The 14,120-nt window shown below is 71.0% G+C and carries 14 protein-coding genes; 8 read left to right on the top strand and 6 right to left on the bottom strand.

The window, feature by feature from the left end:
* Positions 1–37 precede the first annotated feature (37 nt).
* The 5 genes from FNH24_RS27230 (at position 38) to FNH24_RS27210 (ending at position 5,339) form a co-directional block, all read left to right on the top strand.
* Positions 38–811 (top strand): CPBP family intramembrane glutamic endopeptidase, encoded by a 774-nt coding sequence (locus FNH24_RS27230; RefSeq protein ID WP_152365374.1) that lies wholly within the window; start codon positions 38–40, stop codon positions 809–811.
* 25 nt (positions 812–836) lie between these two features.
* Entirely contained in the window at positions 837–3,593 is a 2,757-nt protein-coding gene (locus tag FNH24_RS32520) for a winged helix-turn-helix domain-containing protein (RefSeq protein ID WP_152365373.1), read from the top strand.
* Positions 3,594–3,727: 134 nt separating this feature from the next.
* Positions 3,728–4,411, top strand: a complete 684-nt coding sequence (locus FNH24_RS27220) for a hypothetical protein (RefSeq protein WP_152365372.1) — start codon at positions 3,728–3,730, stop codon at positions 4,409–4,411.
* Positions 4,408–5,100 carry a DUF2306 domain-containing protein gene (locus FNH24_RS27215; RefSeq protein WP_152365371.1) on the top strand — a complete coding sequence of 231 codons (693 nt, stop codon included), beginning with the start codon at positions 4,408–4,410 and terminating at the stop codon, positions 5,098–5,100. Before FNH24_RS27220 ends, FNH24_RS27215 begins: the two co-directional genes overlap by 4 nt.
* Positions 5,097–5,339 carry a hypothetical protein gene (locus FNH24_RS27210; RefSeq protein ID WP_152365370.1) on the top strand — a complete coding sequence of 81 codons (243 nt, stop codon included), beginning with the start codon at positions 5,097–5,099 and terminating at the stop codon, positions 5,337–5,339. The genes FNH24_RS27215 and FNH24_RS27210 overlap by 4 nt, the downstream gene beginning before the upstream one ends.
* A gap of 38 nt (positions 5,340–5,377) precedes the next feature.
* Here the strand turns inward: FNH24_RS27210 and FNH24_RS27205 are convergent, their stop codons facing one another.
* The 3 genes from FNH24_RS27205 to FNH24_RS27195 form a co-directional block, all read right to left on the bottom strand.
* Positions 5,378–6,079 (bottom strand): Imm52 family immunity protein, encoded by a 702-nt coding sequence (locus FNH24_RS27205; protein ID WP_152365369.1) that lies wholly within the window; start codon positions 6,077–6,079, stop codon positions 5,378–5,380.
* Positions 6,080–6,081: 2 nt separating this feature from the next.
* Positions 6,082–7,230 (bottom strand): aldose epimerase family protein, encoded by a 1,149-nt coding sequence (locus tag FNH24_RS27200; protein ID WP_152365368.1) that lies wholly within the window; start codon positions 7,228–7,230, stop codon positions 6,082–6,084.
* Between the two features lie 71 nt (positions 7,231–7,301).
* Positions 7,302–8,231 (bottom strand): sigma-70 family RNA polymerase sigma factor, encoded by a 930-nt coding sequence (locus tag FNH24_RS27195; RefSeq protein WP_246187092.1) that lies wholly within the window; start codon positions 8,229–8,231, stop codon positions 7,302–7,304.
* Positions 8,232–8,311: 80 nt separating this feature from the next.
* Between FNH24_RS27195 and FNH24_RS27190 the strand changes: the two genes are divergently transcribed.
* Positions 8,312–8,767: a carboxymuconolactone decarboxylase family protein gene (locus FNH24_RS27190; RefSeq protein WP_152365367.1), complete on the top strand. Its 456-nt coding sequence runs from the start codon at positions 8,312–8,314 to the stop codon at positions 8,765–8,767.
* A gap of 10 nt (positions 8,768–8,777) precedes the next feature.
* On the opposite strand, the gene FNH24_RS27185 is transcribed toward FNH24_RS27190, so the two are convergent.
* Complete coding sequence (locus FNH24_RS27185) at positions 8,778–10,004, bottom strand: FAD-dependent oxidoreductase (RefSeq protein ID WP_152365366.1); 1,227 nt, start codon at positions 10,002–10,004, stop codon at positions 8,778–8,780.
* Positions 10,005–10,683: 679 nt separating this feature from the next.
* Here FNH24_RS27185 and FNH24_RS27180 point away from each other — a divergent pair.
* Together FNH24_RS27180 and FNH24_RS27175 are read left to right on the top strand one after the other, a co-directional pair.
* A complete protein-coding gene (locus FNH24_RS27180) occupies positions 10,684–11,769 on the top strand; it encodes an S-(hydroxymethyl)mycothiol dehydrogenase (RefSeq protein ID WP_152365365.1) in 1,086 nt (361 codons plus the stop codon).
* Entirely contained in the window at positions 11,766–12,380 is a 615-nt protein-coding gene (locus FNH24_RS27175; RefSeq protein WP_152365364.1) for an MBL fold metallo-hydrolase, read from the top strand. Before FNH24_RS27180 ends, FNH24_RS27175 begins: the two co-directional genes overlap by 4 nt.
* A gap of 9 nt (positions 12,381–12,389) precedes the next feature.
* On the opposite strand, the gene FNH24_RS27170 is transcribed toward FNH24_RS27175, so the two are convergent.
* Positions 12,390–13,388, bottom strand: a complete 999-nt coding sequence (locus FNH24_RS27170) for a phosphoribosylaminoimidazolesuccinocarboxamide synthase (protein ID WP_152365363.1) — start codon at positions 13,386–13,388, stop codon at positions 12,390–12,392.
* Positions 13,378–14,019, bottom strand: a complete 642-nt coding sequence (locus FNH24_RS27165) for an HAD family hydrolase (protein ID WP_152365362.1) — start codon at positions 14,017–14,019, stop codon at positions 13,378–13,380. The genes FNH24_RS27170 and FNH24_RS27165 overlap by 11 nt, the downstream gene beginning before the upstream one ends.
* Between the last annotated feature and the right edge of the window lie 101 nt (positions 14,020–14,120).

Here is a 14,120-nt window from a genome sequence, read left to right as displayed (position 1 = left end):
GGTGCCACGGCTACCTACTGAGCCGTAGGGTCTGAGCATGATCGAGCAGCCGGAGGGAGCCGCCGGACCGCTGCCACAGGCGGCGCCCGAGAGCAAGATCGCCATCGGCCGGAACGCCACCGGGCGACGGATCGGACTGCCCGAGGTGCTGCTCGCGACCCTGATCTATCTGGCGGTCCAGTTCGCCGGTGCCGGTGTGATCTTGGTCGCATTCGGCCGAGACGCCCTGACCTCGGGCCAGGCCCTGCCGACCCTGCTGGTGGTCCTCACCGCGGCCGTGTCGGCCGGTCTGGCCGCCGTCGCCGCCGGTCTGATCCGGGTCCGGTCGGCCGCCGCGATCGGCCTGGTCCGGCCCGCCGCCCGCTGGCTGCTGATCGGCGCCGGCTGTGGCCTGGCCGGCTTCCTGGTCAATCGCGTGGTCGTGGTCAGCTATGTCGCGATCACCGGTGATCACTCCAGCCCGCAGCAGGGCATGGCCGAGACCGCGATGGGCGGACTGTGGTGGCAGTTCGGCCTGCTGGTGCTCTTCGGCGCCGCCCTGACCCCGATCGGCGAGGAGTTGCTCTTCCGCGGCATCGGCTTCGGCTGGCTCCGGCGCTGGGGCTTCCTGATCGCCGCGCTGCTCAGCTCGGGGGTCTTCGGCCTCGCCCACGGCATCAACGCCGTCTTCCCCGCCGCCATCCTGCTCGGCCTGGTGCACGCCTGGCTGTACGAACGCAGCGGCTCCATCTGGCCGGCCGTGATCTCCCACGCCGTCAACAACGGCATTGCCTTCATCCTGGCCCGGATCGTCCTCTCCTCCGGCCTCTGACAAATCCGCGCGTTACCGTGAGGGAATGCCGGTCGTGGGGACCAAGCTGCGGCTGCCGCGGGTGCGGCGGCCGTTGGTGCCGCGGGGTCGACTGACCGAGCGGCTGCTGGCGCCCGACACGTTGCCGCGACTGGTGCTGGTGGCAGCACCGGCGGGGTTCGGGAAGACGACGCTGATGAGTCAGTGGCTGGCCGAGACCGGCCGGGCCGTGGCGTGGCTCTCCCTCGATGCCGGGGACACCGACCCGCACCAGTTCCTGATCCAGTTGATCACCGCGATCCGGACCACGGGTCCGGAGCTGGGGGCCGAGGCGCTGGCCCTGGCCGAGGGGGACCGGGGCGGGCCGGTCGAGGACGTCCTGGTGAGTTTGATCAACGACCTTGATCAGCTGGCCGGGCCGACCGTGCTCGCCCTGGACGACTATCACCTGATCGACGCGCCGGCGGTCCAGCGGGCGGTCACGTTCCTGCTCGACCAATTGCCGCCCCAGGTCACGATGGTGATCATCACCCGCGCCGATCCGCCACTGCCGTTGGCCCGGCTGCGGACCCGGGGCGAGCTGCTCGAGCTCCGGGCGGCCGACCTGCGGTTCACCGCCGCCGAGGCCGAGGAGCTCCTGAACCGGGTGATGGGGCTCGACCTCGATCCGGCCCAGGTCGCCGCGCTCGAGGCCCGGACGGAAGGGTGGGCGGCCGGGTTGCAGTTGGCGGCACTCTCCGTGCGCGGCCGCGCCGTCAGTGAGCACGCCGTCAACGCTCGGGGACCGATCGACGCGTTCATCGCCGCGTTCGCGGGCAGCCACCGGTTCGTCCTGGACTACCTGGTCGAGGAGGTTCTTGATCATCAACCCGAGGACGTACGACAGTTCCTGCTCGACACCTCGGTGCTGGACCAGCTGACCGGGCCGCTCTGCGACGCGATCACCGGCGGAGCCGGCAGCGGCCGGATCCTGGAGCGACTGCACCGGGGCAATCTGTTCGTCGTCGCGCTCGACGACCACGGCGAGTGGTTCCGCTATCACCACCTGTTCGCCGAGGCGCTGCGGGCCCGGCTGCGGGCCCAGGACCCGGAGCGATCGGCGTCCCTGCATGCGGCCGCCGCGCGCTGGCTGGCCGAGCACGGCCTGATCACTGACGCGGTCAGGCACGCCGGCCGCAGCGGCGACGGCGAGCTGACCGCCGAACTGGTCGAGTTCGCGTTGCCCGAGCTGCGTCGGCAGCGCCGGGAGTACGCCATCCGGCACTTACTGGCCGCGGTGCCCGAGCCGATCATCCGCCGCCGCCCGCTGCTCGCCGTCACCCAAGCGTGGGCCCGGCTGTCCGAGGGCGATCTGGACGCCGTCGAGGGCTGGCTCGAGCTGGCCGAGGCCCGGCCCGCGGAGAGCCGGGGCGCCGTCGACTGGCCCACCGGTCCGCTGGTCGAGGCGGTCCGGACCCGGGACGCCGAGCTGCGCGGGGTGCCGGCTTCCGTGTCCGTCTATCGCGCCTCGGTCGCGCAGGCCCGGGGCGACGTCGCCGGGACCGTGGCGTACGCCCACCGGGCGTTGGCTTCGTCCCGGCCGGAGGACCACCCGGCCCGCGGTGCGGCGTACGGCTTCCTCGGCCTCGCCGCCTGGGCCGCGGGCGACCTGGCCACCGCCGTCGACACGTTCGAGCGGGCCGTGGGGCAGCTGCGGGCGGCCGGTCAACTGGTGGACGAGCTCGGCGCGACCGTCGTCCTCGCCGGCATCTGGCTCGACCGGGGCCGGCCGGCCGAGGCCCGCCGCCGCTACGAGCAGGCGCTGGCCCGGGCCGAGCTCGCGCCGGGGCCGCTGGCCGCGACCGGCGACCTGCACGTCGGGCTGGCCGAGGTGCTCCGGGAGCAGGGCGAGCTGGCCGAGGCCGACCGCCGGCTGCAGCTCGCGCGGGAGCTGGGCGACGCCGCCTCCTTCCCGGAGAACCGGCATCGGTGGTTCACGACCATGGCCGGGCTGCTCCGGGCGCGCGGCGAGCTCGACGGCGCGGTCGGGTTGCTCGAGCAGGCGGAGCCGCTCTACCGGCCGGGCTTCTTCCCTGACCTGCGGCCGATTCCGGCGGCCCGGGCGAGGGTCCGGATCGCCCAGGGCCGGTTGGCCGAGGCGTGGGACTGGGCCCGGACGTACGAGCTGGAGGTCGCCGCCCGGCCGAGGTTCCTGGGCGAGTTCAACCAGCTCACGTACGCCCGGCTGCTGATCGCCCAGGGCCGGCTCGACCCCGCCCGCGCCGACGCCCGGCAGGCGCCGCCGGAGCTGATCGCGATGCTCGGCCGGGTGATCGAGGACGCCGCGGCCGCCGGGCGCGACGGCAGCCTGATCGAGGCCCGGCTGGTCCGCGCGCTCGCCCGGCGCGAGGGCGGCGACCCGACCGGGGCGCACGCCGACCTGGCCGCGGCGCTCGAGGCCGGGGTGCCGGCCGGCTATCGGCGGCTGTTCCTGGACGAGGGCCCGTCGCTGCTGGAGTTGCTCCGGGACTTTGCCGAGCATTGCGGGGAGTCGGGGTCGGCCGGCCACGCCGAGCTGCTGCTGAGCGCGGCGGCCCACCGTCCGCCGGTCCGATCGGCGGCGGCGAACGACGATCGGCTCAGCGAGCGGGAGCTGGAGGTGCTCCGGCTGCTGGCCACCGAGCTGACCGGCCCGGAGATCGCCCGCCGACTGTTCGTCTCGGTGAACACGCTGCGGACCCACACCAAGCACATCTTCGGCAAGCTCGCGGTGAACACCCGCCGGGCCGCGATCCTCCGGGCCGCCGACCTCGGGCTGCTCTAGGGTCCTGCGCCCGACCTTCCGGACAGATCACCACCTCGATCACCCGATCTGGTGATGTCACCTCACCTCGTCGGTTCCTACCGTCCTCGGTATCACCGGACGACTCGGTCCGACAGTCACAGGGGGAGCCTTTTATGATCATCAACTCCGAACGCCTGACCGGCGCCGCCGGTCTCTGCGCCGTCGTCGCCGGCGCCATCTTCCTCGGCGTCCAGGTCAATCACCCGCCGCTCGAGCTGGCCTCGGTGGTCGGCACCGAAATGATCATCCGCAACGCAGCCAAGGCGATCATGGCGATGCTGGTGCTGGCCGGGATCACCGGGATGTATCTGCGTCAGATCCGCCAGGCCGGCGTCCTCGGCCTGCTCGGCTATCTGGTGTTCGGTCTCGGCTACTTCGCGATGTTCGTCGTCGAGGTGATCGCGGCGTTCGTGCTGCCGACGCTCGCCCGGACGGCTCCCGGCTACGTCGAGGACATCCTGGTCGCGGCCGGTGGCGGCACCCCGGTCGGCGACATCGGCCTGATGCAGGTCGTGTTCACGCTCTCCGGGATCGGCTACATCGTCGGCGGCCTCCTCTTCGGGATCGCCCTGTTCCGGGCGCGAGTGCTGGCGCGGTGGGCCGCGGCCCTGCTCGCCGTCGGCACCGGCGCCACGCTGGCGCTGCAACTGTTGCCGGACGCGTTCAACCGGCCGTTCGCCGTGCCCACCGCGGTCGCCTTGATCGGACTGGGCCTCTCCTTGTGGCGGAGCACCCGGCCGTCCAAGATCATCAACCAGCGGCCGGCCGTCGGCGTCGACCAGCCCGCGGTCCGATGACCAGTCGGCCGCTGGGCAGCCCGCCGGCTTCGCGATCAGCGGAGCCGGCCGGGCGGCCGACCATCCCGCGCAGCTGGCCAGTCCCGGTCGTCCTGATCTTGCTCAGTGCCATCCCGCTGACCACCGGCGCGCTGCGACTGGTGCAACTCGCCGGCGGTCCGGCGATCATCCCGGCCAACGAACGGTTCACCGGCTTCCCGCTGCCGCTGGTGCTGCACATCGTCGGCGCCGCGACGTACGCGCTGCTCGGCATCCTCCAGTTCGTGCCGCGAATCCGCCGCCGGCATTCGGCCTGGCACCGGCGCAGCGGCCGGGTGCTGGTCGTGGCCGGATTGCTCGTCGCCGGTTCGGCGCTGTGGCTGACCCTCGCCTTCCAACGCCAACCCGGCAGCGGCGACCTGCTCTATGTCCTGCGCCTGATCTTCGGCGCCGCCCTCGCCGCCTGCCTGGTCCTCGGCTTCGTCGCCATCCGTCGGCGCGACCTCGTCGCCCATCGGGCCTGGATGATCAGGGCGTACGCGATCGCGGTCGCCGCCGGCACCCAGGCCTTCACCGAGGGCATCACGGAAGCGGTCTTCGGCACCGGCGAACTCACCGGTGACCTGGCCAAGGCCGCAGGCTGGTTGATCAATCTCGGCGTCGCCGAGTACGCGATCCGCCGCCGGCCCCGAGCGACGGTGCCGCGATGATCACCCCGGGATCGAGCACGTACGCGTTCCTGGTCGCCGGTCACCTGGACGACCACTGGGCCGCCTGGCTCGACGATTTCATGATCATCCGCAACCTCGACGGCAGCACCACCCTGACCGGCACCGTCACCGACCAGGCCCACCTGCACGGCATCCTGGCCCACCTTCGCGACTCCGGCGCAACACTGCTCTCCGTCAACCTCGTCGATCATGATCCGGCCGGGCCGAGACGCGGCTGATTCACCGCCTCGTCCGGCTCGGCTTCGAGCATCGGCCGTCAGAGGCGAGGCCGGGCCAGGGGCCGCGGCAACGGTTCCAGCGCGCCGGCCCGGCGGAGCTGTTCGTTCGCGGCGACGACGACAGCTTGATCATCCGCGGCTGCGACGTGCAGGACGACGCCGCCGTCCGGCAGCGGCTCGATCCGGGCGCCGAGAGCATCGGGGACGAGGGCGGCGCGGCCGGGTGAGAGATAGCCGGAGCGTCCGATGAACGGGTCGCCGATCGAGAAGCCGGCGTCCTCGAGGGCGTCGAGGATGTCGTCGTCGGTGGCGTCGCCGAAGTCCGGCTCCCAGATCAGGGCCAGCCGGGTCAGCAGCCGGCCGCCGAGGTCGGCCGGGGCCTCGTCGCCGGGTGATTGCAGGGCGACGACGAGGGACTGCAGGACGAACTCCGCGGAACCGCCGGCCAGCCCGCTGACCTCGACCTCCCAGCCCGGTGCGCCGGTGCCGAGCAGCCTCAGGCCGGTGCCGAGCTCCTCCCACCAGTCCGGTGCCTGCTGCACCGCCCGCAACGCGGCGAGCAGGCCCGCCGCATCCGGGATGATCTTCGTTTCGGGCGGGTCCGGATGGACCCGGCCCCAGGAACGGCTCGCCGCTGGAAGCAACGCGGCCAGCTCCTCGACGGTCCGGCGCCACCGCTCGGTCACGGACTCGATCGGTTCGGGTCGGGGGCCCCAGAAGACCCGGATCAACTGCCGCATGCTCAGGCGACGCCGAACTGGAAGACGGTCGTGGTCTCGTACGGCGTGCCGGGTCGGACCACGGTCGACGGATAGTCGGGCTGGTTGGGTGAGTCCGGATAGTGCTGCGTCTCCAGCGTGAAGGCGTCGCCCTGGCGATAGACGGTGCCGGAGCGGCCGGTGAAGGTGCCGTCGAGGAAGTTGCCGGAGTAGATCTGGACGCCGGGCTCGTCGGTCCAGCAGCGCAGCCAGCGGCCGGACTTCGGGTCGTAGGCGGCCGCGACGGGACGGAGCCGACCCTGCTCGTAGTCGTCCAGGATCCAGTTGTGGTCGTACCCCTGACCGCGGAGCAGTTGCTCGTGGCCGACGCGCAGGTCGCGGCCGATCGGCTTGGCCCGGCGGAAGTCGAACGGGGTGTCGTCGACCGGGGCCGGCGGGCCGAGCGGGATGGCGCCGTCGCCGACCGGGAGGTAGTGGCCGGCGGCGACCTGCAGCAGCTGGTCCTCGACGGTGCCCTCCCCCTCGCCGGCCAGGTTGAAGTACGCGTGGTTGGTCAGGTTGACGATCGTGGGCCGGTCGGTGCTGGCCCGATAGGCGATGGTCAGCCGGTGCCGCCGGTCGAGGGTGTAGTCGACGGTGGTGTCCAGGGTGCCCGGAAAGCCCATCTCGCCGTCCGGGCTGACGTAGCGGAAGCTGACGCCGACCCGGTCGTCCTCGTCGATCGGGGTGGCGTCCCAGATCCGCTTGTCGAAGCCGGTGGTGCCGCCGTGTAGCGCGTTGTCGCCGTCGTTGACCGGGACCTGGAAGGACTCGCCGTCGATGCTGAACCGCCCCGAAGCGATCCGGTTGCCGAAGCGGCCGATGGTGGCGCCGAAGTACGGGCTGTGGTCCTCGTAGTCGGCCACCGTCGACAGCCCGAGCGTGATCCCCGCGCGCCGGCCGCGACGATCCGGCAGCTCGATCGACTGGATGGTGGCGCCGTAGGTCAGCATCCTCACCTGCAGCCCACCCTCGGTGCCGAAGGTGAAGCGCCGCACCGCCTCGCCGGCGGCGGTCTCGCCGAACGGCTCGTCCGACACGGTGAGCCGACCACCACGCAACTCGGAGCCGGTCGGGATGTCGTCCTTCGGTCCCTCGACGTCCGAGAGTTCGGGACCGGTTGGCTCCGACATCGCAGTCTCCTCCCCGCTGTGAGCAATTCCCCGCGACGCTACCCCACGGCCCGGGCCGGGCAATGCCCGGCTCAGGCCAGCAGCTCAACCTCGAACGACTCGACCAGGTCCGGGCTCACGAACAGGTCGATGGCGACGATCCGGCCGTCCCGGATGGTGATCTCGAAGACCGACCGCGGCGTGCCGTTCGGCGCCCAGGTGGCTCCCGCGAAGCCGTCCAGCAGCGCCACCTGCGCGGCCTGAGCGGTGCCGGCGAGAGCGTTGGCGACCGCCTCTGCCCCGTGCAGTTCGGCGGCGATCCGCGGCGCGCCCCGATCGGCGAACCGCTGGGCCGCCGCGACGGCCACGCCGTCGGCCCGCAGCACCACGTCCGGATCGAGCAGGGCCAGCAGCCGGTCGAAGCGGGAGTTGCGGGTGGCGTCGAGGAACGCGGCGACCACCTCGGTCTGCCGGGCCTGATCCCGGTCACCGCTGTCCTGGTCCGAGCCGCCGCGGACCCGGCGCCGGGCTCGGCTGGCCAGCTGCCGGCTGGCGGCGGGCGACTTGTCGATGATCGGGCCGATCTCGTCGAACGGCACCCCGAACAGGTCGTGCAGGACGAAGGCCAACCGTTCGGGTGGGGCCAGCGTGTCCAGCACGATCATCAGGGCGGCGCCCATCGCGTCCGACCGCACCGCCTGCTGCTCCGGGCCGTGATCTTCATCCGTGGGCAGCTCGATCGGCCGAGAGTCGAGCGAGTCCTCGCGCCGGGTGTTCCGGCTCCGCAGCTGGTCCAGGCAGATCCGGGAGACGACGGTGGTCAGCCAGCCGCCCAGATTGTCGATCCGCTCCGCCGCGGACCGGTTCAGCCGCAGCCACGCCTCCTGCACCGCGTCCTCGGCCTCGCCGGTCGACCCCAGGATCCGGTACGCGACGCTGCGCAGCCGGGACCGGTTCTCCTCGAAGGCCGCGGCCAGCAGCTCGTCGGTCGGCTCACCCATCCCCAGATTGTCGTCGTGCATCTGTCACATCCTCTCGCCGGCATCCGTCACTGCCCTGACGGACCGAGCGGGGTCCGTGTGACAACCAAGGAGAAACGATCATGGAACCACGCATCAAGAACCCGGCCAGCTTCTTCCCCGACGCGGGCAAGGCGTTGTACGCGCTCGCCCTGTCGATCCGCGATCAGGGGGTGCCGGGGGAGACCCTGGAGCTGGTCCATCTGCGAGCCAGCCAGATCAACGGCTGCGCACCGTGCCTGGAGTCGGCCTTCGGCGCGGCCCGGAAGAGCGGGATGTCCGATCAACGGCTGGCGACGGTGCCGGGGTGGCGCGAGGCGCCCTACTTCACCGATGCCGAGCGGGCCGCGCTGGCACTGACCGAGGCGGTCACCCGGCTCAGTGATCGGCCCGATCCGGTGCCGGACGAGGTGTGGGATGCCGCCGCCGAGCACTACGACGAGAAGGAGCTGGCCGTGCTGGTGCTGTGGATCGCCACCACCAACACGTACAACCGGCTCAACGTCAGCACCCGCCAGCAGCCGGGTCAGTGGGGCTGATCGGCGCCGGTCAGGGCAGCACCAGGCGGGGCGGGTAGGGCCCGTACGCGTTGGATCGCGCCGACCGGGCCCGGGCTCCCGGCAACGCGGTGACGATCTTGAGCAGCCGACCCGGGATCAGCGGGCGACCGCGCTCCCGGGCCTGCTTGGCCCGGCCCTCGATGTCGGCCTGCTGCGCCTGGACCTCGCGGATGGCCGGCATCCGCTCGGCCTGGATCTGCGCCAGGACGGCGTCCGGGACCGGATCGTCGCCGGCCAGCAACGGCCCGCGGAGCAGGTTGCTGGCCGTGACGGCGTCCTGGATCGCCATCAGGATCCCGTTTCCGCCGACCGGTGAGATCACGTGCGCGGCGTCGCCGATGAGCAGCAGCCCGGGCCGGTGCCAGCGGTCCAGCCGGGAGATCTCGACCGACAGCAGGGTGGTCTGGGAGAAGTCGGTCAGCTGCTCGATCCGCTCCCCCAGCCAGCCGACATGATCACGCAGGAAGGCCCGGATCGGTTCGACGCCGGCCGCCCGTGCCGCCGGGTAGCCACCCTTGGGCAGGGTGTAGCCGAGCTGCCAGTCATGATCACCGCCGAGCAGACCGACATAGTTCCGGCGGCCGAAGTAGAGATCGACATCGGCCTCGGGCGGATCCTCCGGGCGCCGCGGCAGCCGGAACCAGAGCAGGTCGCTGCCCACCCCGAGCTTGGTCTGCGGCAGCCCGGAAAGCCTGCGCAGCTTGGAGTTCCGGCCGTCCGCGGCGATGATCAACGGGGCACCCAGCCGCTGCTCGCCGTCGCCGGCGACCCCACTGCCTGACCAGGCGACGCCGCGGACCACGCCGGTCGGGTCGGTGATCAACTCCCGGGCCCGGGCGCCGGTGATCAACCGGAAGGTCGGCAGGGCCAGCGCCCGCTCGACCAGGAAGTCGAGGAACCGGGCCTGCGGCATCAACGCGACGTAGGGGTATTTCGACTCCAGCCGGCCGTAGTCGCTGGTCACGATCGTGCCGGCCGGCGTGTGCATCCGAAACCGCCGGGCCGGGAAATGATCCAGTCGGAGCAACTCGTCGGCGAGGCCGAGGCCGTCCAGCAGTTCCAGCGTGTACGGATGCAAGGAGTCACCGCGGAAGTCGCGGTCGAAGTCTCGGTGCGCCTCGAGCAGGGTCACCTGGACGCCGTGCCGGGCCAGCAGATAGGCGAGCATCATGCCGCCCGGACCGCCGCCGACGACGACACACCCGGTCTGCTCCATCTCCGCGACCCTACCGGCGCAACCTGTGCGGTGCCTGTGAGCTGAGCTCGGGGTTTCGTTCCCTGAGCCTGTCGAAGGGGGCAGACCAGACCGCGCCTTCTCCCGCGGGTTTCGGCCTGACGGCCGGGAAAGACGCATCAAAGGCGGGCGGGTTGGTGCGGTCGGTCCGCATCGCGCCCGGGCGCCGGTTCCGGCGATGGCTGCTGCCGCCGGCTGCCATGCTCGACCGGTCCCGCACCCGCCGGGCGTCGAGGAATTGTGTCGTTCATCGAGAGTGACGTTTCCCACCTGAGAACCGACAATCGAGGTCGAAAAGGTCACACTCGATGAACCCAGAGCACCCCGAGCAGCCGAAACACCTCCGGACGCCCCGAATGGCGTGCCCCAAACCGACCGGGGCCCGGCCGCGATTCCCCCACCCACCGCAATCCCGCCCGACCTTGCTGCGTCTTTCCTGGCCGTCAGGCCGAAACCGCGGGAGAACAGCGCCGACTGGCATGCCCTTCGACAGGCTCAGGGAACGAACACCGAAGCATCCCCTCGGCGAGCTCAGGGAACGAGCACCCAAGCCCTCCCTTCGACGGGCACAGGGAATGAACCTCCTGACACCTAACCCTCGCGCGGTGGGGCCCGGATACGATGCGGGGACGTCCCGATCGCGAACTCCCGAGGAGCAGTCGTGCCGCAGCAAGTCAGAGGTGTCATCGCCCGCGCCAAGGGGGCACCGACCGAGCTCGTGACGATCAACATCCCCGACCCGGGGCCGGGCGAGGCGGTGGTCAAGATCAGCGCCTGCGGTGTCTGCCACACCGACCTGCACTACCGCGAGGGCGGCATCGGCGACGACTTCCCGTATCTGCTCGGGCACGAGGCGGCCGGCGTCGTCGAGGCGGTCGGCGACGGCGTCCGCGATCTCGCGCCGGGCGACTACGTGATCTTGAACTGGCGCGCGGTCTGCGGCACTTGCCGGGCCTGTCGCCGCGGCCGGCCCTGGTATTGCTTCGCCACCTTCAACGCGGAGCAGAAGATGACCCTGGAGGACGGCACCGAGCTGTCCCCGGCGCTCGGCATCGGCGCGTTCGCGGACAAGACGCTGGTGCATGCCGGCCAGTGCACCAAGGTCGACCCGGCGGCCCGCCCGGCCGCCGCCGGCCTGCTCGGCTGTGGCGTGATGGCCGGCCTCGGCGCGGCGATCAACACCGGCAACGTCGGTCGCGGCGACACGGTCGCGGTGATCGGCTGCGGCGGGGTCGGCTCGGCCGCGATCGCCGGCGCCCGGTTGGCCGGCGCGAGCAAGATCGTCGCGATCGACATCGATGATCGGAAGCTGAGCAAGGCCAAGGAGCTCGGCGCGACCGACGTGATCAACTCCTCGACCGGCGATCCGGTGGAGCAGCTGCAGGCGCTGACCGGCGGCTTCGGTGCCGACGTCGCGATCGAGGCGGTGGGCCGGCCGGAGACGTACCGGCAGGCGTTCTACGGTCGTGATCTTGCCGGCACCGTGGTGCTGGTCGGCGTGCCGACCCCGGAGATGAAGCTGGAGCTGCCGCTGCTGGACGTGTTCGGTCGCGGTGGCGCGCTGAAGTCCAGCTGGTACGGCGACTGCCTGCCCGACCGGGACTTCCCGATGTTGATCGACCTCTATCTGCAGGGTCGGCTGCCGCTGGACGCCTTCGTCTCGGAGGAGATCGGGATCGACGGGATCGAGGCCGCGTTCGACAAGATGCACCGCGGCGACGTGCTGCGCTCGGTGGTGGTCTGGTGACCTCGGTCCGCATTGATCATGCCGTCACCGCCGGCACGTTCTCGCTGGACGGGCAGACCTTCGACGTCGACAACAACGTCTGGGTGATCGGCGACGACGCCGAGTGCGTGGTGATCGACGCGCCGCACGATGTCGACGCCATCGCCGCGGTGATCGGTGATCGCCGGGTGCTGGCCGTGCTCTGCAGCCACGCCCACGATGATCATGTCCGGTTCGCGCCGGAGTTGGCCGCGCGGTTCGAGGCGCCGGTGCTGCTGCACCCAGAGGACCTGGTGGTCTGGCGGCTGACCCACGACACCGAGCCGGACGGCGAGTTGACCGACGGGCAGCGGGTCGTGGTGGCCGGCACGACGCTGACCGTGCTGCACACTCCGGGCCACGCCCCGGGCGCGGTCTGCTTCCACGCCCCCGAGCTGGGCGTCGTGTTCACCGGGGACACCCTGTTCAACGGCGGCCCCGGTGCGACCGGCCGGTCCTACAGCGACCACGACACGATCGTGGCCTCGATCCGGGCCAAGCTGTTCGCGCTGCCGGACGAGACCGTGGTCAAGACCGGGCACGGCGACGACACCACGATCGGCGCGGAGCGGGCGGCCCTGGCCGACGCTTGATCATCCCGGTCAGAAATACTCCGGCAGCGCCTCGGCCAGGGCGGCGCGGATCCGAGCCCGGATGGGGATCCGCGCGTCGGGTCGCTCGAACTCCGACCCGGTCAACCGCTCGTACAGGGCGATGTAGGTGTTGCTGAAGTCGATCAAGGTCTCGGCCGGGATCGGCGGGATCGGCTCCCGGTACGGATCGCAGCGAGCGGCTATCCACAGCCGCAGAAACTCCTTGTCCAGGCTGTCCGGCTCCGCCCCGGCCTCGAACCGCTGCCGATAGGTGTCGGCGATCCAGTAGCGGCTGGAGTCCGGCGTGTGGATCTCGTCGGCGATCACGATCGTGCCGTGGTGATCAAGACCGAACTCGTACTTGGTGTCGACCAGGATCAGGCCCTTCTCGGCCGCCAGCTCCTGCCCGCGGGCGAACAGGGCCAGGCTCTTCTCCGCCAGCTCGTGCCACTGGTCGGGCGTCACGAGTTCGGATTCGAGGATCTCCGCTGCCGTGATCGGCGCGTCGTGCCCGCCCTGGGCGGGTTTCGTCGTCGGCGTGATGATCGGCGCGGGCAGTTGCTGGTTCTTCACCAGCCCGTCGGGAAACTCGTGGCCGTACAGCATTCTCTCGCCGCGCTCGTACAGCGACCAAGCACTGGTGTTGGTGGACCCGGTGAGGTAGGACCGCACCACCAGCTCGATCGGCAGCATGTCGAGGTCCTGGACCAGGACGACGTTCGGGTCCGGGTAGGAGATCACCTGGTTCGGACACACCGTCTCGGTCTGGTCGAACCAGTAGCGGGCCGTCTGGGTCAGCACCTGGCCCTTGTACGGCACGGCGGCCAGGACCTGGTCGAAGGCGGACTGACGGTCGGTGGAGATCAACAACCGGCGCCGGCCCGGCAGCCGGTAGGTGTCCCGCACCTTGTTGCGCGAGAAGCCCGGCAGTTCTTCGAACTCCGCATCGGTCAGGCAATGGTCCAGGAGTTGCTGGTCGACGGACGGTCGGGTTCCTTCAGGCGGCATGAAGAATGATCTCCTTCAGTTCACTCAGTGATTCGATCCGGTGGCCGGCTCGGGAGAAGTCCTGAGCCTTGGTGAACTCGTTGTGGACGATGACGCAGTCGATGCCGGCCGCCACGGCCGAGCTCAGCCCCCGGGCCGAATCCTCGACCACCAACGTCTCCGCGGCGCCGGCGCCGAAGCGCTCCAGTCCGGCCAGGTACGGCTCCGGGTGCGGCTTGGCGTGCTCGTAGTCCTCGCGGGCCAGGACGAACTCCATGAACGGCCGGATCTGCCGAGACTCATGGATGAGGTCGAAATCCACCCGCTTGGACGTCGTCACGATGGCCATCCGGACGTGCCGGGACAGCTCGGCCAGGGTGTCGACCACGCCGTCGATCTCGATCGCCTCGGTCCTCAGATACTCCTGGTAGTAGGCGTCCCGGACCGGACGCTGCCGGCTGATGGTCTGCTCATCGACACCGGCCGCCCTGGCCTGGGCCCAGGTGGCCAGGCCCTGCGGCATGTCCCGCAGATACTGCTCCCGGTCCAGCGTGAAGCCGACGTCGGCCAGTGCGCGCTCGCCGGCGGTGAAGTACCAGAACTCGGTGTCCACCAGGACGCCGTCATGATCGAAGAGCACGTACTTCTTCACCCTCGTGATCCTTTCCGGCGGACGTTGCCGCCAGTGTCCCTCGCCAGGGATCCGTTGCATAAGTCGGTGGGATGAAGTGGTGAGCTGCAAGGCGGAGGAGG

Source organism: Microlunatus speluncae (assembly GCF_009299835.1).
GTDB classification, from domain to species: domain Bacteria; phylum Actinomycetota; class Actinomycetes; order Propionibacteriales; family Propionibacteriaceae; genus Microlunatus; species Microlunatus speluncae.
The sequence above is the reverse complement of the archived record's forward strand: the minus strand, read 5'-3'. Positions and strand labels throughout refer to the sequence as shown.